Here is a 23,996-nt window from a genome sequence, read left to right on the forward strand (position 1 = left end):
CAGCGTGGCGGGACGACCCTGCGGGCGCCTCACTTCAGGAAATCCGGCTGGTCGAACTTCTGCTTCAAAAAGCGCCCGTTGGCCAACAGCGCCTGCGCATCGCTGGCCGCCACATGGGCCACCACCTGCTGCATCTGCCCGGCCAGCAGCGCCAGCTGCTCGGTCAGCAGTTGCCTGGCCGTCTTGCCGTCCTGCACGGGCTGGGTGACACGGAACAGCGGCGGCAGCGCCGCATAGTGCGACAGCGTGGCGGGCAGGTACTGCAGCACCGTCTCGCGCACGGTGAACAGGCCGTCGTTGAAGACCGGGCCGGCCTCGGCCAGCGAGGGCAGCACCTCGTGCACCGAGCCGCGCACGCTGTCCAGGTGCTTTTGCATCTCGGGCGTGAGCATCGGGCGGGCCTTTTGCACCAGCTCGTCGATGCGTTCGCGGATGTCCTCGGCGCTCCAGTGCTGCTGCAGCGCCCGCTCGAAGCTGGCGCCCGCGGGCTGCAGAGCCCAGCCCAGCAGCAGGCCCGCGACGTACAGTCCCAGCGTGATCCAGCCCCAGCCGCCGCCGATCACGCCGGCAAACAGCAGCACCGGCCCCAGCAGGGCCAGCGCCAGGCCGGCGAGGTTGCCGTTGCCGTAGAAGAAAAGCTGCAGGCGGCGCATCAGGCGGGTCCGATCGCTGGCGGCGCTGTCACTGGTAGCCCCGGATTTCCTTGAACACCAGCGGCAGTCCGCTCTTGCCGGTGTTGCGCGCATCGAAGGCGCGCCCGCCCGTCAGCGCGGCCAGGGCCTGCATTTCGCCGGACTGCGCCTCGCCAAAGATGATGGGAAAGACGCGCACCAGCGGCGCGCCGCCGTCGCGCGCCATGCGCTGCTCGCGCTCGAATGCGGCCCAGTCGCGGCCTGCCGTGTTGGCGCCATCGGTCAGCAGCACGATGCTGACGAAGCGCTCGGGATCGGCCCGCAGTTCCTGGCGTGCCTGCTGCTGGGCCAGCGTGAGCGCGTCGTAGATGGCCGTGCCGCCGTCGGCCACCAGGCTGTCGGCATAGGCCAGCACCTGGGCGCTTGCGGCCTGCAGGTCGCCCGCCGCGAACTGCACGCGCGCGGGCTGGCCGACCAGGCCCGAGAACGGAATCAGCAGCACGCGCTCGCGCGCCTGGAAGGCGGCATAGCGCTGGCTGGCGGCCGAGGCCTCGGCGCCGGACAGCAGCTTGAGCGCCTCCTTCATCTGCGCCAGCCGTGCACCCTTCATGGAGCCGCTCACGTCCAGCACGAAGATGCTGGTGGCCGGGCGGCGCAGATCGCTCTGGTAGGCCGAGAGCACGGCATCGATCACCTCCAGCCGGTTCGGAAAGCTCAACTCCACCACGGGCGCCGTGGGCAGCGCCGGGCTGGCCTGTGCCTCGGGGCTGGCGGGGCGCAGCTGGGCCTGGCGCAGCGGCGGGCCCTGGAAGGCGGGGGCCTTGAACTGGGCGACCAGCCGGTCATAGTCGGCGCGCCGTGCCGCGTTGAGCAGCATCAGCGGATAGTCGGCCGAGATCACGCCGTCGCGCGGGTAGACCAGGGTGAGCCGGTCGGCGGCGGGCAGCTTCTCGTTCAGGCGCAGGATCACGGCCTCGTAGTTGACCAGCGCATCGACGGCGCCGGGCTCGCGCTCGAAGGCCTCGGCCAGCCAGCCGGAGCTGCCTGCCGTGAGCTTCTGGCCCGACAGAAAGTCCTTGAGCACCTTGGCATTGACCTCCCTGGCGTCCAGGTCCTCGGTCTTGCCGGCCACGGCCGAGGCCACGGCGAACAGTGCGCTCATGCCGGTGTTGGAGCTGGCCGGATTGGTCATGCCGTAGCGCAACCGGCCCTGGGCGGCAGCGCGTGCGATGTCGGCCCAGGTGGGCGGTGCCTTGTCCCAGCCCAGCTTTTGCAGCACGGGGGCCTTCACGCCCAGGGCCACGCGCGAGTAGAAAAGCTTTTCGCGCGCCAGCGGCTTGTTCGCCAGCGCCAGCGCGGGATAGGCGCCATTGGGCGGCAGGATGGCGTCGTACTGCTCGCCCGCATTGATGCGCTCGACCATCTCCAGCGTGCCCGCATAGCTGAGCTTGAGCGGCACGCCCGCCGCCGTGGCGGCCTGCTCCAGCGCGGGCGCCACGTCCTTGAGCTCGGAGCCGGCCAGCACGGTGAATGCACCCTGGGGAGCGGCGGACGGATCGGACTTGGCGGCGGCCTGCGGCGCGGTTTCGGGCGACTTGCCGCAGCCGGCCAGGGCCAGCGCAAGGCCCAGCAGCCACCAGGCCGCCAGGCGCCGGAACATGCTCACAGCACCACCTCGCCGGCGGGCGCCTGCAGCGCCTCGCGCACGTCCTCGCGGCGGCTCTTTTCCAGATAGGCGCGGGACTTGTCCACCTCCTGCGACAGCGTGTCCACGGTGGTCTGCATGGAGGCCAGGGCCTTGACCTTGAAGTCGGCCATGGCGTCCATGGTCTGGTAGATGTTGCCGAAGGCCTGCTGCAGCCTGGCGATGTCGATGGTGCTGCCGGCCGCCTGCTCGTGGATCTTCCCGCTTTGCTCGCGCAGCAGCTCGCTGGTGCCGGCGATCAGGTTGCCCGTGGTGGTGTTCAGCGCCGTGATCTGGTCCAGCACCAGCTTCTGGTTGGCCAGCGCCTGCGCCACGATGACGGCCGTGCGCAGGGCAGAGACCGTGGTGGTGGTCGCGCGGTCCACGCCCTTGGCCAGTTCGAGGTTGTTCTTGCGCACCAGGTCCAGCGCCAGGTAGCCCTGCACGTTCACCGCCATCTGGGTGAGCAGGTCGGTGACTTTCTGGCGTGCGTAGAACAGCATGTCCTCGCGCACCACGCGCGCCTTTTCCGGGTCGCTGGCGTCCAGCTGCGCCGCCTTGGCCTCCAGCGCCGCGTCCAGCTTCTTGCCGATGTGGATGTATTTCTCCAGCCGCTCCATCAGTCCCCACAGGTTGGCCTTTTCCTGCTCGATGGCGGCGTTGTCGCGCAGCAGCTCGTCCTTGCCGCGCTTGAGGCTGTCGATGATGGCGTTCAGGTGGCTCTGGCTGGACTGGAACTTGTCGAAGTAGTCCACCAGCCTGTTGCCCATGGGGATCAGGCCCAGCAGCTTGCGCGGCTTGAACAGGTCGTCCTGGCGCGAGGGGTCCAGCGCCTCCACCTGGCGACGCAGGTCGATCAGGCCCTGGCCGATCTGGCTGCCCTGGTCGAACAAGCCGTTGTTCAGCGTCTTGACGGGGCGCTCCAGCATGCGGTTGGAGACGGCGGCAGCGGCCTGCACCTCCTTGTTGCCCATGCCGTGGATGCGCTCGACCGCGCCCTTGAAGGCGGGCGACTGGCTGTCGTTGGCGGTGATGTCGTCGATGAACTGCGCCACCTGCGCGTCCAGCTGCTGCACTTCCTCGGCCTTGAGGCGGACCTTGCCGCTGGCCGACTCGATGGGCACCGGCAGGGCGGGCGCTGGCGGCTCCAGCACGAAATCCTGCTCCTGTGCAGGCACGGCCACGGCGGCGCTGGCAGCGGTGGTCTGGGGGGTGTTGCTCATCGGTTGCTCCTGGAACGTTCGGTCATTTGAAGCGCTGCTCCATGTCCACGATCATTCGCTCCAGCCATTCCTGGCTGGGCGGTTCGATCACATCCACCAGCTGCGCGGGCGCCTGCACGCCCTGCCCGGCCCAGCGCTCGGGCCCGTGCGTGTCGCCGCCGGTGCGAAAGCCGTATTCCTGCGCCAATGCGCGCAGTTGCGGATCGGATTCGAGCAGCTGGCCCACGCGATCGCCCGCAGGCGTGTAGGGCACGAGCACATGCTTGGAATACAGCGTGGGCTGCGGGTAGAGCATCACCATCTCGCCGCTTCTGCGCTGCGGGTGGCGCAGCAGGAACTCCACCAGCTGCGATTCATAGGCCACCAGCAGCGGCGCCTTGCCCATGCCCAGGGCCAGGTAGTCCTCGAAGGGCCCGGCCGACGAGCTTTCCTGGAAGCCCTGGCGCAAAAACAGCGGCGCCACCTGGGGCATCACGCGCTCCAGGTCGGCGGGGCTTTGCACCACCTGCTGGCTGTTGAGCACATAGCTGGCCAGCGCCAGGTACATGGCGGCGCTGTTGGAGCTGCGCACATCGGTGCTGGCGGGCAGCACGGCCTTGCCGGTGGCAAAGGCGCCGGAGGCCTTCAGGTCACGCCAGCGCGTGCCCTTGCCGGCCATGGCCAGCAGGGCGGGAAGATCGGTCACGTAAAAGAAGTCGCCCTGCTTTTGCGCAACGCCGTTGGCGATCAGGATCTCGGCAATGGGCCGCCAGCTGGCGAACACGATGGGCGTGTAGAACGGCGTGTAGACCGTGCCGGCCCTGGCCGCCGCCTTGAGCTGGGCCGCAGCCGGCGCCCCCGAGGGAAAGCCGAAGTCGTACTGCTTGGGGTCGTAGCTGTTGGCAATGCTGCGCGAGCCGGCCTTTTGCACCGTCACCGTCACGCCGTGGCGCGCCAGCACGTCGCGCACGCGCTCGTCCTGGAAGAAGGCTTCCTTCTCGGAGCCGATCAGGCCGCGTGCCGTCACGGACTGCTGCTGCGTCAGCTGCGCCTGGCGGTCCTGCACCAGGGCCGTGCGCGAGTACCAGATGCCGCCGCCCACGGCCGCCAGCAGCAGCGCCGCCAGCCCCGCCGCCAAAGCACGGCGCGCGTTCATTGAGAGGCTCCGCCCTGGATGACGGCAAGATGAAATTCGGTCATGAACGCGCGGGCCGTTGTCATGTCTTGTTCAAAAAAACTTCTTATACGGAAGTTTTGTGACACAACGACGACACGCGGCCCGGCCCGCGCCGCGACTACCTCAGCGCGAGTTGCTCAGTGAAGCTGCGCCCACCGGGCGTTTCGCGGTGCTGCTGGGTGCGGTGCTCCACCAGCTGGTCCCACGTCTGCATCTGGCGCTCTTGCGTCTTGCGCAGCGCGCCGGTGACCTGCTTGCCGGCTGTCTCGATCAGCGTGGTGATGGTGCGGCTGTCCTGCACCTTGGTCAGGTCATAGTTGCCCGACTGCAAATCCAGCATGCTGCGGTTGCGCGCCTTTTTGGATTCGGCGTTCAGGGACTCGGTCACCACCTGGGCGATCGACTCGCCCTCCCTGCCGCGGGACTGCCGGGTGGTCTTCTGGCCCACCTGGTACTCGGCGCGGCCGATTTCGGTCACGGCGCCGAATTCATTGGTGTTCTCGAAGTCACCGCTGAAGCTGGCCTGGAAATCGGCCAGGCCGCTTTGCAGGGACTGCACGGAACGCTCCAGCCCGGAGAGCGCGACGATGGCGCCCGGCGCGGCCGGCGCCTGCGCGTTGTGCAGCTGACTGAAGGCACTCTTGAACATGTCCACCAGCGCCGCATCCGCACGGCCACGCTGCGCGGCGGCATCAAAGCGCTTCAGATGCTGGTCCAGCGCGGCCTGGCGCTGCGAAGCGCTGGCGCCCACGGGGGCATCGGACTCCAGGTTGACGGCCAGCTCGCCCGCCGCGCCCTTCATCGCCACCGATCGGCCATCGGCGCCCACATGCAGGCTGAACGAGGACAGGGGCTGCGAAGGCTTGGGGTTCTTGATGTCCAGGTCCAGGCCGGACAGCACGCTGCGGTCGAAGTCCATCAGCTTGCCCAGTTCCAGCTGGGGCTTGCCCGGCTTTCCCAGGCCTTCCAGTGCCTCGTCCAGCCCGTCGGCCAGCTGGGCAATGGCCGCGCTCTCGGCCTGGCTCAAGGTGGCGGAACTCTTGACCTCGACCCGCAGCCCGCTGCTGCTGCCCGCTTCGCTGCCGTCGTTCGTGGCAATCCGCAGCTCCACGGTCTGGCCCGATTGCGTGCGGATCTTCAGGCTCACGGTGGCAGCGCCCACGGACACATCGCTCAGTGCGGACTTGTCCAGGGCCTGCGCATCCGCGCTGCCTGCGACGGAGTCGGCCGCCGTGGGCGCCTGGTACTCCGCAACCGTCTGTTGGTAGTCCGACGGCGTGGCCGCAAAACGCGACAGCAGGGCGCCGCCCAGGCCGCGCCAGCGGTCGGCCAGGCTGGCCGACGGGCCCAGGCCCAGGTTGCGCGCCATCAGGGTGCTGATGTCGTCCCTGTCTTGCGAGGCCCAGGCCCGGGTCAGCCTGAACTGGCCCAGTTCCACGGGCTGCGGCTTGGCATAGATGACGCTGGACCCTGCGGACTGGCCCAGCGTGACCTGCGTGCCCGGGTCGGCGGGTGCAGCAGCTGCCGTGGTCGCTGACGACCTCACGGACACCGTGGGCCGCATGCCCGCTGCGCTGGCGGCAAAGCTGGCGCCGGTGGATGAAATGCTGGTCATGGATTGATCGTCTTCCTTCGGTCTTGTCCTGACTGAATGTGGCGGCCCAGGCCTTTGCAGGCAGGGGATTTTCTCTGTTCATGGAGCATCGGCAGATTTCCGATTTTCTTTACCCCCCGTGCACCAATATGGTGTGAAAACCTTGTATTCATTGAAATCCGGCCAATACAGGAAATTTTCGGCTGTTGGCGCAAAAAGATGCCATTGCCCTACTGGACGCAGCGACTGGCGGCAAGCGGCATCCTCTCAGTGACGCCGCCCTCTTTGACCTGAGTCAAGCCTATGGAGTGAACTGCATCGATATAACGAAACGGCATCGCCAAAATCGGTCGCTGCAGTGCAACATAGATAGAATGAAAAAGACCAGGAGACGATATTGGCATGCAAACCTTTGATTTGCATGCATCAAAACAAGCTATCAAAAGCTTCGTAGTCACAGGAAATACAAACATTCGCCGTGGCGCATATGTCGGCAATGCCGCGCCATGCCCCGTGATTCCTGACGAAGCCGCCCCGAGGCGGCCTGTTTCCCGGCAGACCTTCTGATCTGGAGCATTCGAGATGACGCTATTGGCTGGCAAAAAAGGCCTGATCGTCGGTATCGCCAACCGCGACAGCATTGCCTGGGCCTGTGCCCGGGCCATGCATGCGGCGGGCGCCGAGATCGGCGCGACCTGGCAGAACGACAAGGCCCGTGTGCATGTGGAGCCCCTGCTCGACGAGATCGGTGCCGAGCTGCGCATGCCGCTGGACGTGGGCGACGACGAGCAGATGCGCGCACTGTTCGATGCCGCCGCCGTGCGCTGGGGCCGGCTGGACTTCGTGCTGCACGCCGTGGCCTACGCCCCGCGCAAGGACCTGCAGGGCCGCGTGGTGGACAGCTCCCGCGAGGGCTTTGCGCTGGCCATGGACATCTCCTGCCACTCGTTCATCCGCATGGCGCACCTGGCCGAGCCGCTGATGGCCGCCAGCGGCGGCAGCCTCATGACGCTGAGCTACCTGGGCGCCAGCGAGGTCATGCCGCACTACGGAATCATGGGCCCGGTCAAGGCCGCGCTGGAGTCCACCACGCGCTACCTGGCGGCCGAGCTCGGCCCCTCGCGCATCCGCGTCAATGCCGTCTCGCCCGGGCCCATCGCCACGCGCGCGGCCTCGGGCATTGCCGCGTTCGATGAACTCGTGGCCGACAGCGTGCGCCGCTCGCCCATTGCCGGCGAGCTGCGGCCCGACGACGTGGGGCCGCTGTGCGCCTTCCTGGCCTCGGACGGGGCGCGCGCCATCACGGGCTGCACGCTGTATGTCGATGGCGGCCACCACATCCTCAACTAGCGGCTGCCGCACCGGCGCCCCGCAGCACTGCAGATGACCCTCCCATTCCCCCGAACCGCCGCCGCCGCGCTGGCAGCCGCACTGGCCGCCGCCCTGGCGGGATGTGCCTCCCTGGCGCCGCCGCACGAGCCGCCGCCCCTGCCCACGCCCGAGGCCTGGCCTACCCATCTGCAGGCGGGCGCCCAGGGTGTCGCCGCCGCCGGCCTGCCCTGGCGCGACTACTTCACCGACCCCGTGCTGCGCCAGCTCATCGCCACCGCGCTGGAGCACAACCGTGACCTGCGCGTGGCCGCGCTGCGCGCCGAAGAGGCGCGCGCGGCCTTCCAGATCCAGCGCTCCGAGCTGTTCCCGGCCATTGGCGTGGGCGGCCAGGCCGCACGGGCTCGCGTGCCTGGCGACCTCAACCTCTCGGGCCGCTCCGTGGTCAGCGGCGAGTACCGCGCCGAGGTCGGCTTCAGCAGCTGGGAGCTGGACCTGTGGGGCCGCGTGCGCAGCCTCAAGGACGCGGCCCTGCAGACCTGGCTGGCCAGCGATGCGGGCCGCCACGCCGTGCAGACCGCGCTGATCGCCCAGGTGGCTGACGGCTACCTGGGCCTGCGCGAGCTGGACGAGCGCGTGGCCATTGCGCGCGAGACGCTGGCCACGCGCCAGGAATCCTTTCGCATCTTCACGCGCCGCGAGGCCGTGGGCGCCAGCTCGCGCCTGCAGCTGGCCCAGGTCCAGACCCTGCTGACCCAGGCGCAGGCCCTGCTGGCCCAGCTGGAGCTGGCACGCGCGCAACAGCTGCATGCACTGGCGCAGCTGGTCGGCGCCCACCCGGGCCCGCTGCCCGCCGCCGCACCCTTTGACGACGCCCTGGTGCTGGCCGAGCTGCGGCCGGGCCTGCCCTCGGAACTGCTCACGGCGCGGCCCGACATTGCCGCGGCCGAGCACCAGCTGCGCGCGGCCCGGGCACAGATCGGCGCGGCGCGCGCCGCCTTCTTCCCGCGCATTGCGCTCACCGCCCGCTGGGGCACGGCCAGCGCCGAACTCGACGGCCTGTTCGACGGCGGCAGCCGCGCCTGGGCCTTCGTGCCCACGCTGTCCCTGCCCATCTTCGACGGCGGCCGGCGCCGCGCCAACCTGGAGCTGGGCGAGATCCGCAGCGACATGGCCGTGGCCCAGTACGAGAAAGCCATCCAGACCGCCTTCCGCGAGGTGGCCGATGGCCTGGCCGCGCGCCGCTGGCTGTCCGAGCAGATCACCGTGCAGCGCACCGCCGTGCAGGCCCAGGCCGAGCGCGCGCGGCTGGCGCAGCTGCGCTACGACAACGGCTCGGCCGCCTACCTGGAGGTGCTGGACGCCCAGCGCGACCTGCTGGCCGCACGCCAGCAACTGGTGCAGGCGCGGCGCGCCCTGCTGTCCAGCCAGGTGGGCCTGTATGCCGCCCTGGGCGGCGGCAGCGGGGCCGAACCTGCCGCGCTGCCCGCCACCCTGCCGGCCACGCCTGCCGATCCCCCGAACTCCTGAAGCCTCCGGACCCGCCCATGGACAAGAACACCTCTCTGAAGAACAAGATCGTGCCGATCGCCGCCGTGGCGGTCCTGGCCCTCGTGGCCTGGTGGGCCTGGAAGACCTTCACGCCCAAGGGCCCGGGCGAGGGCTTCGTCGGCAGCAACGGCCGTGTCGAGGCCACCGAGATCGACATCTCCACCAAGCTGCCCGGCCGCGTGGAGGAAATCCTGGTGCGCGAGGGCGACTTCGTGCAGGCCGGCCAGCCCGTGGCGCGCATGCAGATCGACACCCTGCGCGCCCAGCGCCAGGAAGCCGACGCCATGCGCCAGCAGGCCGAGCACAGCGTGGCCGCGGCCGAGGCCCAGGTCACACTGCGCCGCAGCGACCTGGCCGCCGCCCAGGCCCTGATCGTGCAGCGCGAGACCGAGGTGGACGCCGCGCAGCGCCGCTTCAAGCGCTCGGAAACGCTGGCGCGCGAGGGTGCCTCCTCGGTGCAGGAGCTCGATGACGACCGCGCCCGTGTGCGCGGCAGCGAGGCGGCGCTGGCCGCCACGCGTGCCCAGGCCGCCGCTGCCCAGGCCGCCGTGAAGGCGGCCGAGGCCCAGGTGGTGGGCGTGCGCTCCCAGGTGCAGGCCGCCACGGCCACGGTGGCGCGCGTGCAGGCCGACATCGACGACGGCGTGCTCAAGGCCCCGCGCGACGGCCGCGTGCAGCTGCGCGTGGCCCAGCCCGGCGAAGTGCTGGGCGCAGGCGGGCGCGTGCTCAACCTGCTGGACCTGTCCGATGTCTACATGACCTTCTTCGTGCCCGAGACCGCCGCCGGCCGCATTGCCCTGGGCAGCGAGGTGCGCCTGGTGCTGGACGCCGCGCCCGAGTACGTGATCCCGGCCCGCGTCTCCTTCGTCGCCAGCCAGGCCCAGTTCACGCCCAAGACCGTGGAGACCGCCAGCGAGCGCCAGAAGCTGATGTTCCGCGTGCGCGCCCAGATCCCGCCGGAGCTGCTGCGCCGCCATCTGGAACAGGTCAAGACCGGCGTGCCCGGCATGGCCTGGCTGCGCACCGATGCCAGCCATGAGTGGCCCGCCAACCTGGCCATCAAGCTGCCAGCCCAGCCCGCGCAATGAGCGAGAGCACGACGCCCCATGCCAGCGGCTGGGTCGTGCGCCTGAAGGGCGTGCACCAGCGCTATGGCCAGGTCGAGGCGCTGGCGGGCATCGACCTGGACATTCCCGAAGGCCGCATGGTCGGCCTGATCGGGCCGGACGGCGTGGGCAAGTCCAGCCTCATGGCGCTGATCTCCGGGGCGCGCAAGATCCAGGAAGGCAGTGTCGAGGTGCTGGGCGGCGACATGGCCCAGCGCCGGCACCGCGAGGCCGTCTGCCCGCGCGTGGCCTACATGCCGCAGGGCCTGGGGCGCAACCTCTATCCCACGCTGTCGGTGGAGGAGAACCTGCAGTTCTTCGCGCGCCTGTTCGGCCATGACGCGGCCGAGCGGCGCCGTCGCATCGACGACCTCACCCAGGCCACGGGCCTGCGCAAATTCCTGGAGCGCCCGGCCGGCAAGCTGTCGGGCGGCATGAAGCAGAAGCTGGGCCTGTGCTGCGCGCTGATCCACGACCCCGACCTGCTGATCCTGGACGAGCCCACCACGGGCGTGGACCCGCTGGCGCGCGCCCAGTTCTGGGACCTGATCGCGCGCATCCGCCGCCAGCGCCCCGGCATGAGCGTGCTGGTGGCCACGGCCTACATGGACGAGGCCCAGCGCTTCGACTGGCTGGTGGCCATGGACGAGGGCCGCGTGCTGGCCACGGGCACGCCGGCCGAGCTGCTGCAGCGCACGGACAGCCGCTCGCTGGAAGAGGCCTTCATCGCCCTGCTGCCCGAAGAGAAAAAGCGCGGCCATGCGCCCGTCACCATTGCGCCCCTGCCCGAGGGCGGCGAGGACGACATCGCCATCGAGGCCAGGGACCTGACCATGCGCTTTGGCGACTTCGTCGCCGTGGACCATGTGTCCTTCCGCATCCGCCGTGGCGAGATCTTCGGCTTCCTGGGCTCCAACGGCTGCGGCAAGAGCACCACCATGAAGATGCTGACCGGCCTGCTGCCGGCCAGCGAGGGCCAGGCCTGGCTGTTCGGCCAGCCCGTGGACCCGCGCGACATCGACACGCGCCGCCGCGTGGGCTACATGACCCAGGCGTTCTCGCTGTACGGCGAGCTGACCGTGCACCAGAACCTGGTGCTGCATGCGCGCCTGTTCGGCGTGCCCGAGGCGGACATTCCCGCGCGCGTGGCCGAGATGCTGCAGCGCTTCGACCTGCAAGCCGCACAGCACAGCCTGCCGGCCGCCCTGCCGCTGGGCATGCGCCAGCGCCTGTCGCTGGCCGTGGCCATGGTGCACAAGCCCGAGCTGCTCATCCTGGACGAGCCCACCTCGGGCGTGGACCCCGTGGCGCGCGACGGCTTCTGGCGCCTGCTGGTGGAGCTGTCGCGGCGCGACCGCGTGACCATCTTCATCTCCACCCACTTCATGAACGAGGCCGAGCGCTGCGACCGCATGTCCATGATGCATGCGGGCAAGGTGCTGGACAGCGACACGCCCGCGCGCCTGGTAGCCAAGCGCGGCGCGGCCACGCTGGAGGAAGCCTTCATCGGCTACCTGGTCGAGGCCGGTGGCGGCGAGGCCCCGGCCGAGGAACAGCAGGCCGCGCCTGCCGCCCCCGCTGCCGTGGAAACGCACACCGCGCGCCGCCGCCATTTCAGCGCCCAGCGCATGCTCAGCTATGTCTGGCGCGAAGCGCTGGAGCTGCAGCGCGACCCGGTGCGCGCCACGCTGGCCCTGGTGGGCTCGCTGATCCTGATGTTCGTGATGGGCTACGGCATCAGCCTGGACGTGGAGGACCTGCGCTTTGCCGTGCTGGACCGCGACCAGACCACCATCAGCCGCAGCTATGCGATGAGCCTGTCGGGCTCGCGCTACTTCATCGAGCAGCCGCCGCTGACCGACTACGACGCACTGGACCGCCGCATGCGCAGCGGCGAGCTGACCCTGGCCATCGAGATTCCCCCGGGCTTTGCGCGCGATGTGCTGCGCGGCGGCTCCGTGCAGGTGGGCGCCTGGTTCGACGGCGCCATGCCCACGCGCGCCGAGACCGTGCGCGGCTACCTGCAGGGCATCCACCAGCACTGGCTGACCGAGCAGGCACGCGAGCGCCTGGGTGTGACGCCAGCCGGCCTTATCGACATCCAGACGCGCTTTCGCTACAACCCCGACGTGCGCAGCCTGCCGGCCATGGTGCCGGCCGTCATGCCCCTGCTGCTGCTGCTTTTGCCGGCCATGCTGACGGCGCTGGCCGTGGTGCGCGAGAAGGAAAGCGGCTCCATCACCAACCTCTACGTCACGCCGGTCACGCGCACCGAATTCCTGCTGGGCAAGCAACTGCCCTATGTGGTGCTGGCCATGCTGAACTTCCTGCTGATGTGCCTGATGGCCGTCACCCTGTTCGGCGTTCCCGTGACGGGCAGCTTTGCCACGCTGGCCCTGGCGGCGCTGATCTTCAGCGGCGCCTCCACGGGCTTCGGCCTGCTGGCCTCCACGCTGACGCGCAGCCAGATCGCCTCGATGTTCCTGGTGCTGATCGGCACGCTGATCCCCACCACGCAGTTCGCGGGCCTGGTCGATCCCGTGTCCTCGCTGGAGGGGGCGGGCCGCATCATCGGCGAGGTCTATCCGGCCAGCCACATGATCGCCATCAGCCGCGGCGTGTTCAGCAAGGCGCTGGGATTTCGGGAACTGGCCGGCTCGTTCGGGCCGCTGCTGCTGTCCGTGCCGGTGATCCTGGGCCTGGCCATTGCACTGACCAGAAAGCAGGAGAGCTGACATGCGCACCCGCCTTTTCTCCAACATCTACCGGCTGGGCGTCAAGGAGCTGTGGAGCCTGTGGCGCGACCCCGTGCTGCTGGTGCTCATCGCCTATGTGTTCACGGTCTCCATCTACACGGCGGCCACGGCCATGCCCGAGAGCCTGCACAACGCGCCCATCGCCATCGTGGACGAGGACGGCTCGCCGCTGTCGCAGCGCATCGCGGGCGCCTTCTATCCGCCGCAGTTCGCGCCGCCGGCCATGATCGATCGCACGCAGATGGACCCGGGCATGGACTCGGGCACCTACACCTTCGTGCTCAACATCCCGCCCAACTTCCAGCGCGACGTGCTGGCGGGCCGCGCCCCCGAGCTGCAGCTGAACGTGGATGCCACGCGCATGAGCCAGGCCTTCACGGGCAACAGCTATGTGCAGCAGATCGTCACGGCCGAGGTCAGCGAGTTCGTGCGGCGCTTTCGGGGCGCCACCGCCCTGCCCGTGGACCTGGTGGTGCGCGCGCGCTTCAATCCCGCGCTGGACAAGGTCTGGTTCGGCGGGCTGATGCAGATCATCAACAACGTGACCATGCTGTCCATCATCCTCACGGGCGCGGCCCTGATCCGCGAGCGCGAGCACGGCACGGTGGAGCACCTGCTGGTCATGCCGGTGACACCGACCGAGATCATGCTGGCCAAGATATGGTCCATGGGACTGGTCGTGCTGGTCACCGCCTTTGCCTCGCTCAACCTCGTGGTGCGCGGCGCCCTGGGCGTTCCCATCGAAGGCTCGCTGCCGCTGTTCCTGGCGGGGGCCGCGCTGTGCCTGTTCGCCACAACGTCGCTGGGGATCTTCCTTGCCACGCTGGCGCGCAACATGCCACAGTTCGGCATGCTGCTGGTGCTCGTGCTGCTGCCGCTGCAGCTGCTGTCGGGCGCCATGACGCCGCGCGAAAGCATGCCCGAGCTGGTGCAGAACATCATGCTGGCCGCGCCGACCACCCACTTTGTCGAGCTGTCGCAGGCCATCCTCTACCGCGGAGCGGGGCTGGACGTGGTCTGGAAGCCCTTCCTCGCGCTGGCCGCGATCGGCTCCGTGCTGTTCGCCCTCACGCTCACCCGTTTTCGCAAGACCATCAGCCAGATGGCCTGATTTCGTTCCCGCCGCCAAGGCATCTTTCCATCTCAACCAGCAAGGAGTTTCATATGAGCGCACAGACCATTCCCCTCCATCTGCTCAAGGCACAGCTTGAACTGCAACTGCACCTGAGCCGGCTGCTGCAGGAAAGCGGCCAACAGTGGCTGGAGCATGCCGCGCGCAACGGCCCCGAGCGCATCGCCGAGACCGGCAGCGAGATCGAGGGCGTGCAGCAGACCAGCAGCTGGCAGGAGCTGGCCACCCTGCCCGCCCAGGCCTTCTGGCGCCACGCCCACCTGCGCATGGGCCATGCCCAGGCCCTGGCCCAGACCGCCATGGCCAGCCAGATGACCCTGGCCCAGGGCGTGCAGCAGGCCGTGCACGACTGGCAGCAACAGGTGGCAGCCACGCTGGGCAACAGCACCCAGGGCGCAGCCGACACCGCCGTGCCGTGGAGCGACCTGCTCGCCCGCTGGACCTCGGCCGTGCAGTCCGTGGCCCAGCCCGCCCATGCGGCGCAGCAGCCCATTGCGGCAGCCGCCGCCGAAACGGCCCGCGACACCACAGCCCAGGGCTGACGGCCCCCAAGGAAGCCGCCACGCGGTCCCGCAGGTTCGGGGCCGCATGGGCGCGGGGCGGCCATCCGCACCCAGCCACAAGCAATCACACGCAATCTAAGAGCAGGGCATGACATGCCGGTAAAGGAGTGGGCCAGATGAACGAGAACCTGCAGAGCCACGGCACCGTGGACGTGGGAGGGATGTGGGGCGATCCGATGAAGCTGTCGCAGGCAGCCGCGCAATACGCCACCGATGCCTGGCAGCGCTCGCTGCTGTATGCCGACATCCGGCGCCAGCGTGGCAACCAGTACCGCGAGCATCTGGCCGAGGAAGTGCCCAATGTGCTGAGCTTCCGGGCCGAGATCGTGATGTCGGGCCTGGACCTGCCGCGCCCCGTCAACTACGGCCTGGCCCGCATCGCGCCCATGGAGGGCACGGTCATCGACCCGGCCAAGCGCCCCTTCATCGTCGTCGATCCGCGCGCGGGCCACGGCCCCGGCATCGGCGGCTTCAAGCCCGACAGCGAGATCGGCGCCGCGCTCAAGGCCGGCCATCCCTGCTACTTCGTGGGCTTCCTGCCCGACCCCGTGCCCGGCCAGACCGTCGAGGACGTGATGCGCGCCGAGGCCCAATTCGTGCGCAAGGTCGCCGAGCTGCACCCCGAGAGCCGGGGCAAGCCCGCCGTCATCGGCAACTGCCAGGCCGGCTGGCAGATCCTCATGACGGCGGCCGTCTGGCCCGAGCTGTTCGGCCCCATCATCGTGGCCGGTGCGCCGCTGTCGTACTGGGCCGGCGACAACCCCATGCGCTACGGCGGCGGCCTCATGGGCGGCAGCTGGATGACGGCGCTGACCAGCGACCTAGGCGCGGGCCGCTTCGACGGCGCATGGCTGGTGCAGAACTTCGAGAACCTCAACCCGGCCAACACGCTGTGGGAAAAGCAGTACCAGGTCTATGCCGACGTGGACACCGAGGGGCCGCGCTACCTGGGCTTCGAGAAGTACTGGGGCGGCTATGTCTTCCTGGAAGGCCGCGAGATGCAGTACATCGTGGACAACCTGTTCATCGGCAACCGGCTGGCCACGGCCGAGCTGACGACCTCGGACGGCGTGCGCATCGACCTGCGCAACATCCGCTCGCCCATCGTGGTGTTCTGCTCGCATGGCGACAACATCACGCCACCGGGCCAGGCCCTGGGCTGGATCACCGACCTGTACCGCGACGACGAGGACATCGCCGCCCACGACCAGACCATCGTCTTCGCCACGCATGACAGCATCGGCCACCTGGGCATCTTTGTCTCGGGCGCCGTGGGCCGCAAGGAGCACCGCGAGTTCGCGGCGCACATCGACATCATCGACCTGCTGCCCGCCGGCATCTACCGCGCCGAGATCGCCGACCGCCCGGCCGGTGTGCCGGCACAGGATCTGACCGACGACGCCTACCTGATGAAGATCCGCCGCAGCGACCTGGCCGAGGTGCGCTCCATCGTCCGGCCCGACCCCGAAAGCGAGCGCCATTTCGCCGCTGCCGCGCGCGTCTCCGAAATCAACCTGGCCCTGTACCGCAACACCGTGCAGCCCTGGGTGCAGGCGCTGTCCACGCCGCTGTCTGCGCGCTGGCTGCAGGCCATGCACCCGCTGCGCGTGGGCTATGAATGCTGGTCGGACTCGCACCCGCTGGCCCCCGTCGTGGCCCAGGCCGCCGAGCATGCGCGCGAGGACCGCCACCCCGTCGAGCCCGACAACCCCTTCCTGAAGGCGCAGCAGGCCATGTCGCAGGCCGTGGTGCATCTGCTCGACACCTACCGCGACCAGCGCGATGCCATGCAGGCGCGGCTGTTCCACGCCATCTATGGCTCGCCCCTGGTCCAGGCCCTGGCCGGCCAGAGCCGGCAGGACGACGGCCCGCCGCGCCCGCACCCCGGCGAATCGCCCGAGCACTGCCAGTACATGCGCCAGGAGCTGGCGCGGCTGCACGAAAGCGTGGCCCAGGGCGGGCTGTACGAGGCCGTCATCCGCGCCCTGTTCCACGTGCTGCGCGCACGCGGCGAGGCCGATGAGCGCCACTTCCGCCACGCCTGGCGGCTGCTGCAGGACCACCTGGGCGGCGTGCCGCCCGACATGGCGCAGTTCCGCCGCATCGTGCGCCGCCAGGCCCTGCTGATGCAGCGCGAGCCCGACGCCGCCATGGCCGCCATCCCCCGGTTGCTGGCCGCCTCGCCCGCCGGCGACATCCGCTGGGGCATGACCACGGTGGACGAGCTGGCCAACCAGGGCGGCAACCTCAGCGATGCCGAGCACCAGCGCCTGCTGCAGGCCATGGGGCATTTCGTGCAGGCGCTGGAGGCGGCCGAGTCCAGGCAGGCGAAAGAGCAGGCCGAGCGGCACCCGGCCATCGCGCCAGCCTCGGTGGCCGAGCCTGAACCCGCACCTTTGACAGCTCCTTCGGCAGCGCCTCTGACCGCCCCTGTTGCGGCTCCTGAACCGGCACCCGAGCCCGCACCTGTTCCCGACTCCGCGCCTGCCGCCAAGCGCCCCGCACGCGCCCAGGCCAGCCGCGCACACCCCAGCCCCCGGAAAAAGCGATGAACCTCTCCCCCGATTCCGATGCGGCCCTGCCGCCCGAAGACCTGGCCCTGCTGCGCAACCACAGCTTTGACGAGCTGGACGTGGGCGACAGCGCCAGCCTGGAACGCACGCTGAGCACCCAGGACCTGCGCCTGTTCGCCGCCCTGTCGGGCGCGGCCGTGGCCGACGGCGCTGGTGCCGGTGCCGGCACGGTTGCCGGCGCCGACGATGACGACACGGCCCTGATCGCCCACGGCATGTGGGGCGGCATGCTGCTGGCCTCGGTGCTGGGCACGCGCCTGCCCGGCCCCGGCACCACCCTGGTCGGCCAGACCCTGCGCTTTCTGGCGCCGCTGGCCGCAGGCGACCGGCTGACCGTGCGCGTGGAGGTGCTGGCCAAGCAGGCCGAGCAGCGCCAGGTCACGCTGGCCGTGGCCTGCACCAACCAGCATGGCGCCGCCGTGATCGAGGGCCAGGCCACCGTGCATGCGCCTGCGCGCCACATCGAGCGCCAGCGCACCAGCCTGCCCGAGATCCGCCTGGAAGCCGGTGGACGCGACGGCCTGCAGCGCCTGCTGGCCCATGTGGCCGGCCTGCCGCCCATCCGCGTGGCCGTGGTCCATCCCTGCGACGAGCCCAGCCTCTCGGCCGCGCTGGACGCGCGCCGCGAAGGCCTGATCGACCCCGTTCTGGTGGCCCCGCGCGCGCGGCTGGAGGCCGTGGCGGCCGAGCATGGGCTGGACCTGGGCGGCCTACGCATCGAGGACGTGCCGCACAGCCACGCCGCCGCCACGCGCGGCGCCGAGCTGGCCGCCTGCGGCGAGGTCGAGGCCATCATGAAAGGCAGCCTGCACACGGACGAACTCATGGCCGAGGTGGTGGCCGCCGCCGCCGGCCTGCGCACCAAGCGCCGCGTCAGCCACTGCTTCGTGCTGCAGACGCCGCACTACCCGCGCCCCTTCATCGTCACCGATGCGGCCATCAACCTCGCGCCCGACCTGCAGCAAAAGGCCGACATCGTGCGCAACGCCATCGCCCTGGCCCATGCCATCGGCGTGCCCGAGCCCAAGGTCGCCATCCTGGCCGCCGTGGAGACCGTGAGCCCGCACATGCCGGCCACGCTGGACGCCGCCGCGCTGTGCAAGATGGCCGACCGGGGCCAGATCGAAGGCGGCGTGCTCGACGGGCCGCTGGCCTTCGACAACGCCGTGTCCATGGCCGCCGCGCGCACCAAGGGCATCGATTCGCCCGTGGCAGGCCAGGCCGACATCCTGGTCGTGCCCGACCTGGAAAGCGGCAACATGCTGGCCAAGCAGCTCATGTACATGGGCGAGGCGGCCAGCGCCGGCATCGTCATGGGCGCCAAGGTGCCCGTGATCCTGACCAGCCGCGCCGACAGCCGCGCCTCGCGCATCGCCTCCTGCGCCATCGCCCTGCTGCTGGCCCACCGCTACCGGAACTCCCCGCCATGATCCCTGCCCACACCGCATCCTCCCCCGCCCGCGAACTGGTCGTGGTGCTCAACTGCGGCTCATCCAGCATCAAGTTCGCCGTCTTCGACGGTGCCCAGCGCCCGCTGCCGCGCAAGCCGCTGTGGAACGGCAAGGTCCAGGGCATAGGCGGGCCCGCGCCCGACTTCGGCGAGAGCGGCGTGCCGCCCTTTGCCATTGCCCTGGATGCCGCCCACCCCTACCGCGCTGCGCTGCAGCTGATCCGCGAGCGCATCACCGCGCGCCTGGCGCAGCTGGACGGCGCCCGCGTGGCCGCCGTCGCCCACCGCGTGGTGCACGGCGGCAGCCGCTACTTCGAGCCCGTGCGCGTCGATGCCGGCGTGCTGGCCGACCTCAAGGCCTTCATCCCGCTGGCGCCGCTGCACCAGCCCTTTGCGCTGGAGGCCATGGACATCCTGCTGCGCGAGCGGCCCGAACTGGTGCAGGTGGCCTGCTTCGACACCGCCTTCCACCACACGCTGCCCAAGGTCGAGCAACTGCTGCCCCTGCCGCATGCGGCCTGGGAGCGCGGGCTGCGCCGCTACGGCTTCCACGGCCTGTCCTACGAATACATGGCCACCGCCCTGCCCGAGCGCCATGGCGACCTGGCGCGCGGGCGCACCCTGGTGGCCCACCTGGGCAGCGGCGCCAGCCTGTGCGCCATGCAGGGCCTGCAAAGCGTGGCGACGACCATGGGCTTCTCTGCGCTGGACGGCCTGATGATGGGCACACGCACCGGCGCGCTGGACCCCGGCGCCGTGATCTACCTGATGGAAATCGAAAAGCTCAGCCTGCAGGAAGTGGGCCGCATCCTGTACCACGAGTCCGGCCTGCTGGGCGTCTCGGGCACCTCGTCCGAGCCGCGCGTGCTGCTGCCGCTGGAGTCAGGCGGCGATGCCCAGGCCGAGCGTGCGCGCGATGCGCTGGCCCTGTACGTGCGGCGCATCGTGCGCGAGATCGGCGCCCTGGTCGCCGTGCTGGGCGGCCTGGACCTGCTGGTGTTCACCGCAGGCGTGGGCGAGCACAGCGCCGAGATACGGCGGCGCGTGTGCGAGGGCCTGGGTTTTCTGGGCCTGCGGCTGGACGCCGAGGCCAATGCGCGCGATGCGACCGTGATCTCGGCCACCGGCAGCGCCGTCACCGTGGGCGTGGAGCCCACGAACGAGGAATGGGTGGCAGCGCGCCATGCGCTGCGCTGGCTGCCGGGCTAGGAATGATCGTCCTGCGCACCGCCTTCGCGCAGCCGCGCGAACTCGCGGTGCTCGTAGGCAATGCATTCCTCCATGAGGTGGCGGTACACCGCCTCCATCATGTCGGGCTGGCCGCCCTCGGCGGCCGTGCGCTCGCGCACGCGGCGCACGATGGTCTCGATGCGGCCCTCGTCGCGCACCTGGGCCGCATCGGCCTTGATGCGCGCGGCCTGCTGCATGTAGCCCATGCGCGTGACCAGCAGCGGCACCAGCACATCGTCCAGCGCATCCACATTGCGGCGCACATCCAGCATGTCGGTGCAGTGCTGCACCAGGTCGATGGCCTGCTTGGCGCGGTCCGTGCTCATTCCAGTCCTTCCTCCACCAGCTCGGCCGCACGCATCAGTGCGCGCGCCTTGTGCTCGGTCTCTTTCCATTCCATCTCGGGCACGGAATCGGCCACCACGCCGGCGGCGGCCTGCACGTAGAGCGTGCCGTCCTTGATCACGCCCGTGCGGATGGCAATGGCCAGGTCCATGTCGCCCGCAAAGCTCAGGTAGCCGCAGGCGCCGCCGTAGATGCCGCGCTTGGTGGGCTCCAGCTGGTCGATGACCTCCATGGCATGCACCTTGGGCGCGCCCGTCAGCGTGCCGGCCGGGAAGGTGGCCTTGAACACGTCCATGTTGTCCATGCCGTCGCGCAGAATGCCCTCCACGTTGCTGACGATGTGCATCACGTGGCTGTAGCGTTCCACGGCAAAGGCCTCGGTCACCTTCACGCTGCCCGTCTTGGCGATGCGGCCGATGTCGTTGCGCGCCAGGTCGATCAGCATCACGTGCTCGGCGCGTTCCTTGGGGTCGGCCACCAGTTCCTTTTCGGTGGCCTTGTCGGCCTCGGGCGTGGCGCCGCGCGGGCGCGTGCCGGCCAGCGGGCGGATGGTGACCTTCTGGCCCTCGTCCGTGTTCTCCTGGCGCACCAGGATCTCGGGGCTGGCGCCCACCACATGGAAATCGCCCAGGTGGTAGTAGTACATGTAGGGGCTGGGATTGAGCGAACGCAGCGCGCGGTACAGGCTCAAGGGGCTGGCCGTGAAGCGCTTGTGGATGCGCTGGCCCACCTGCACCTGCATGAAGTCGCCCGCGGCGATCAGCTCCTTGGCCTTCTCCACGGCCGCCAGGTAGTCTTCCTTGGCAAAGCTGCGCTGGGCCGGGTGGCTCTCGCCGGCCTTGATCTGCGGCGCGCTGACCGAGTAGCGCAGCAGATCCTTCAGCTGCCGCAGCCGCTTCTTGGCGCGCGTATAGGCCTCGCTCTCGCCGGGGTTGGCATAGACGATCAGGTACAGCTTGCCCGACAGGTTGTCGATCACCGCCACTTCCTCGCACTGCAGCAGCAGGATGTCGGGGCAGTTGAGCGTATCGGGCGGGCAGGAATCTTCCAGCTTCTTCTCGATGTAGCGCACGGCGTCGTAGCCGAAGTAGCCGGCCAGCCCGCCGCAAAAACGCGGCAGCCCCGGGCGCAGTGCCACCTTGAAGCGCTTTTGGTAGGCAGCGATGAAATCCAGCGGATTGCCCTTGGCCGTCTCCACCACCTGGCCATCGGTCACCACCTCGGTGCATGCCGCATCGCCGAAGCCGCTGGCGCGCAGCAGCGTGCGTGCAGGCAGGCCGATGAAGCTGTAGCGCCCGAAGCGCTCGCCGCCCACCACGGACTCCAGCAAAAAGCTGTGCTTGCCGTCACCGCCCGCATGGGCCAGCTTGAGGTAGAGGGACAGGGGGGTTTCGAGGTCCGCAAACGCCTCGACCATCAGAGGGATGCGGTTGTAGCCCTGCGCAGCAAGGCTCTTGAATTCGAGTTCGGTGATCACGGGGGAAGGCTCCGGATTGCGTGGCGCTGGCAGACCTGGTGTGGGTGCGGGCTGCGTATGGATTGCGCCGATTCATTCGATTGGCCCGTAGGGCCTCGGGTGCACGCCGGGTCGCGCCCCGGGTGCTTCAGCTGTTCAGTTGGACAGGCTTGCGCCAGGGCCAGGCTCCCCGGTCTCCACAACCTGCAATGAACATGCGATGAATGAACATAGCGGGCAAGTGTAGCGCAGACGCGGCTGGGTACAAGTGCGGACCGGCGCCTTGCGGGGGCGCCGCAGGGGCCTGCCAGCGCCACAATTGACACCCTGGTCAGCCTGACCAACAATGGCAGCACAACCTGACCAGAAAGGTCGACCATGCCGTCCCATTTCTCCGCCCGCACCGACGCTGCCTTGCCCGAGGGCGAACGCGACCCGCTGAACCGCGCCCTGCGGGACCTGAGCCATCAGGTCGGATCGGCCATGCCGCGCAACACCACGCCCATGCCGATCTCGGTCTTCAAGGCGCAATACGGCGCGGTGCTCAAACAGGCCGACCACGACGGGGTGGCCCTCATCTCCCAGGGCCGCAAGCGCTACGTGATCGTCAGCGAGGAGCACATGGTGGCCCTGTCCGCCAACGAGCGCGCCCCCCGCACGGTGGCCGACATCTGCCGGTCCCTGCCGCTGCCGCGCCAGGCCATGGATCTGTCCGCTGCGCAGATGTCCGGGGCGCGCGGCGATATCGACGTACCCGCCCGGCGCGCGCCATGAGCCGCTACCTGCTGGGCCCCCGCTGCCTGCTGTGGATGGCGAACCAGGAGCCCGCAACCCTGCAGTGGTTCTCCACCATCCGGCCGCTGGACTGCATCGTCAGCGACCTGTCCATGGCCATCGCCAAGGCGGCCGTGGCCGAGGCATTCCACGACCTGCGTGACCGCAACGAGTGGTTCTCCCTGCTCGATGCGCTGTACGCCAACCTGCGGGCCGAAGGCGCCTCCATGCTGACCAGCGTGGACAACAAGGTGCTGGAGCGCTTCATCGAATGGCGCAACTTCGCGCCGCTGGACAGCCAGGGCCCGCAGGGCACGGCGCCCCTGGCGCAGGACCTGCGGCTGCTCATCGCCACGGCCGACCTGCTCAAGGTCTGCTACACCGAGCCCGCCAACCTCTACCTGGCGCAGGCCGCCGCCCGGGGCGTCACCGTGCACGCGCTGTGATGGACTTCGACGTACCGCCCCTGTCCAGCGCGGTGCGCCAGGGCCTGCGCCGGCGCCGGGTCGTCCTGAGCCTGTCGGGCGGCGGCTATCGCGGCCTGTTCAGCGCCCATGTGCTGAAGCGCATCCACCGCGAATTCGGCAACGGCGACCTGCTGGAGAAAGTGGACCTGTTCGCCGGCACCTCCATCGGCGCAATCATCGCCACCGCCCTGGCCAGCGGCTGCCAGCCCGCGCGCATCAAGCAACTGCTGCTGGACCATGGCCCCGCCATCTTTCCCTCCAAATGGCTGCCCGGCCTGCGCCAGGCCATGGGCAAGGCGCTCTACGACAGCGCCCCGCTGCGCGCAGCGATCAAGGAGGCCATGCCGCAAGCGGAGCAGTCCGCCCTGGGGCAACTGCAGGTGCCGCTGCTGCTGCCCGCCGTGAACTGGAATTCATCGCAGCTGCACCTGCTGGCCAGCGGCGCCCTGCCCGACAGGGACCGGCTGGGCCTGACGCTGATGGACGCCATGCTGGCCTCATCGGCCGCCCCCACCTACTTTCCCGCGCACACCGCAGCAGGCCATGTCTTCGTGGACGGCGGACTCGCCGCCAACGCGCCCGACCTGCTGGCCCTGCAGGCCGCACGGCAGCTGTGGGGGCCGGCCGCCGACATCGTGATGATCAGCATAGGCACCGCCAACCCCCAGCAGGGCCAGGACCCCGTGGCCATGCCCCGGCGCGGGCTGACCCTGGTCAAGCCCCTGCTGGACCTGGTCATGGCCGCCCAGGAGGTCCAGGCCGTCAAGGCGGCCCGCCAGGAACTGGGCACCAGCAGCTACCTGCGCCTGAACTTCACGCAGCCCGCAGCCCAGCAAAAGCGCCTGGGCCTGGACATCGCCAACGCCGACAGCACCCGGCTGCTGCAGGCCCTGGGCGACGAATGCATCGCCGCCCTCACGGAGCAGGAAAAGACGCTGCTGAAGAACGTCCTGGGCTGAAACGCCAGGCCAAGCG

The 23,996-nt window shown here is 69.6% G+C and carries 20 protein-coding genes; 13 read left to right on the forward strand and 7 right to left on the reverse strand.

Annotated features, from left to right (window positions below; genetic code table 11):
* Positions 1-29: 29 nt before the first annotated feature.
* The 5 genes from A4F85_RS20320 to A4F85_RS20340 all read right to left on the reverse strand — a co-directional run bounded on the left by A4F85_RS20320 (position 30) and on the right by A4F85_RS20340 (position 6,310).
* Positions 30-653, reverse strand: coding sequence for a hypothetical protein (locus tag A4F85_RS20320; protein WP_013804673.1), 624 nt, complete (start codon positions 651-653; stop codon positions 30-32).
* A 28-nt stretch (positions 654-681) separates the two neighbouring features.
* Positions 682-2,292, reverse strand: coding sequence for a vWA domain-containing protein (locus A4F85_RS20325; protein WP_063327568.1), 1,611 nt, complete (start codon positions 2,290-2,292; stop codon positions 682-684).
* Positions 2,293-2,294: 2 nt separating this feature from the next.
* On the reverse strand, positions 2,295-3,539 hold the full coding sequence (locus tag A4F85_RS20330) for a toxic anion resistance protein (protein ID WP_063327569.1): 1,245 nt from the start codon (positions 3,537-3,539) through the stop codon (positions 2,295-2,297).
* A 22-nt stretch (positions 3,540-3,561) separates the two neighbouring features.
* Positions 3,562-4,674 carry a hypothetical protein gene (locus tag A4F85_RS20335; protein ID WP_063327570.1) on the reverse strand — a complete coding sequence of 371 codons (1,113 nt, stop codon included), beginning with the start codon at positions 4,672-4,674 and terminating at the stop codon, positions 3,562-3,564.
* Positions 4,675-4,813: 139 nt separating this feature from the next.
* Positions 4,814-6,310 carry a hypothetical protein gene (locus tag A4F85_RS20340; protein ID WP_063327571.1) on the reverse strand — a complete coding sequence of 499 codons (1,497 nt, stop codon included), beginning with the start codon at positions 6,308-6,310 and terminating at the stop codon, positions 4,814-4,816.
* Positions 6,311-6,691: 381 nt separating this feature from the next.
* On the opposite strand from A4F85_RS20340, the gene A4F85_RS30700 reads away from it, so the two are divergent.
* The 10 genes from A4F85_RS30700 to A4F85_RS20385 all read left to right on the forward strand — a co-directional run bounded on the left by A4F85_RS30700 (position 6,692) and on the right by A4F85_RS20385 (position 19,958).
* Positions 6,692-6,856: a hypothetical protein gene (locus tag A4F85_RS30700; protein ID WP_155294163.1), complete on the forward strand. Its 165-nt coding sequence runs from the start codon at positions 6,692-6,694 to the stop codon at positions 6,854-6,856.
* Between the two features lie 15 nt (positions 6,857-6,871).
* The gene (gene fabI / locus A4F85_RS20345; protein WP_012202694.1) at positions 6,872-7,639 is read left to right on the forward strand and encodes an enoyl-ACP reductase FabI; all 768 of its coding nucleotides are present in this window, start codon (positions 6,872-6,874) and stop codon (positions 7,637-7,639) included.
* Positions 7,640-7,672: 33 nt separating this feature from the next.
* Positions 7,673-9,148: an efflux transporter outer membrane subunit gene (locus tag A4F85_RS20350; protein WP_063327572.1), complete on the forward strand. Its 1,476-nt coding sequence runs from the start codon at positions 7,673-7,675 to the stop codon at positions 9,146-9,148.
* A gap of 17 nt (positions 9,149-9,165) precedes the next feature.
* Complete coding sequence (locus tag A4F85_RS20355; protein WP_012202692.1) at positions 9,166-10,257, forward strand: HlyD family secretion protein; 1,092 nt, start codon at positions 9,166-9,168, stop codon at positions 10,255-10,257.
* Entirely contained in the window at positions 10,254-13,010 is a 2,757-nt protein-coding gene (gene rbbA, locus A4F85_RS20360; RefSeq protein ID WP_063327573.1) for a ribosome-associated ATPase/putative transporter RbbA, read from the forward strand. The genes A4F85_RS20355 and rbbA overlap by 4 nt, the downstream gene beginning before the upstream one ends.
* A 1-nt stretch (position 13,011) precedes the next feature.
* The gene (locus A4F85_RS20365) at positions 13,012-14,142 is read left to right on the forward strand and encodes an ABC transporter permease (protein WP_012202690.1); all 1,131 of its coding nucleotides are present in this window, start codon (positions 13,012-13,014) and stop codon (positions 14,140-14,142) included.
* 53 nt (positions 14,143-14,195) lie between these two features.
* Positions 14,196-14,705: a hypothetical protein gene (locus A4F85_RS20370; RefSeq protein ID WP_034389636.1), complete on the forward strand. Its 510-nt coding sequence runs from the start codon at positions 14,196-14,198 to the stop codon at positions 14,703-14,705.
* Positions 14,706-14,842: 137 nt separating this feature from the next.
* Positions 14,843-17,278, forward strand: coding sequence for a DUF3141 domain-containing protein (locus A4F85_RS20375; protein ID WP_063328044.1), 2,436 nt, complete (start codon positions 14,843-14,845; stop codon positions 17,276-17,278).
* On the forward strand, positions 17,275-18,729 hold the full coding sequence (locus A4F85_RS20380; protein ID WP_063327574.1) for a bifunctional enoyl-CoA hydratase/phosphate acetyltransferase: 1,455 nt from the start codon (positions 17,275-17,277) through the stop codon (positions 18,727-18,729). The genes A4F85_RS20375 and A4F85_RS20380 overlap by 4 nt, the downstream gene beginning before the upstream one ends.
* Positions 18,726-19,958 (forward strand): acetate/propionate family kinase, encoded by a 1,233-nt coding sequence (locus tag A4F85_RS20385; RefSeq protein ID WP_063327575.1) that lies wholly within the window; start codon positions 18,726-18,728, stop codon positions 19,956-19,958. The genes A4F85_RS20380 and A4F85_RS20385 overlap by 4 nt, the downstream gene beginning before the upstream one ends.
* On the opposite strand, the gene A4F85_RS20390 is transcribed toward A4F85_RS20385, so the two are convergent.
* Both A4F85_RS20390 and trpE read right to left on the reverse strand, forming a co-directional pair.
* Positions 19,955-20,305 (reverse strand): chorismate mutase, encoded by a 351-nt coding sequence (locus A4F85_RS20390; RefSeq protein WP_063327576.1) that lies wholly within the window; start codon positions 20,303-20,305, stop codon positions 19,955-19,957. The two genes, A4F85_RS20385 and A4F85_RS20390, sit on opposite strands and share 4 nt — an antisense overlap.
* Entirely contained in the window at positions 20,302-21,801 is a 1,500-nt protein-coding gene (trpE, locus tag A4F85_RS20395; RefSeq protein WP_013804687.1) for an anthranilate synthase component I, read from the reverse strand. The genes A4F85_RS20390 and trpE overlap by 4 nt, the downstream gene beginning before the upstream one ends.
* Before the next feature lie 357 nt (positions 21,802-22,158).
* Here trpE and A4F85_RS20400 point away from each other — a divergent pair, with 357 nt between their 5' ends.
* The 3 genes from A4F85_RS20400 to A4F85_RS20410 are packed head-to-tail and all read left to right on the forward strand — an operon-like array spanning position 22,159 to position 23,980.
* Entirely contained in the window at positions 22,159-22,554 is a 396-nt protein-coding gene (locus tag A4F85_RS20400) for a hypothetical protein (protein WP_063327577.1), read from the forward strand.
* Positions 22,551-23,000: a hypothetical protein gene (locus A4F85_RS20405; protein ID WP_063327578.1), complete on the forward strand. Its 450-nt coding sequence runs from the start codon at positions 22,551-22,553 to the stop codon at positions 22,998-23,000. The genes A4F85_RS20400 and A4F85_RS20405 overlap by 4 nt, the downstream gene beginning before the upstream one ends.
* Positions 23,000-23,980, forward strand: coding sequence for a CBASS cGAMP-activated phospholipase (locus A4F85_RS20410; protein WP_063327579.1), 981 nt, complete (start codon positions 23,000-23,002; stop codon positions 23,978-23,980). The genes A4F85_RS20405 and A4F85_RS20410 overlap by 1 nt, the downstream gene beginning before the upstream one ends.
* Positions 23,981-23,996: the final 16 nt, after the last annotated feature.

The organism is Delftia sp. GW456-R20 (assembly GCF_001622915.1).
Lineage (GTDB): Bacteria > Pseudomonadota > Gammaproteobacteria > Burkholderiales > Burkholderiaceae_C > Comamonas > Comamonas acidovorans.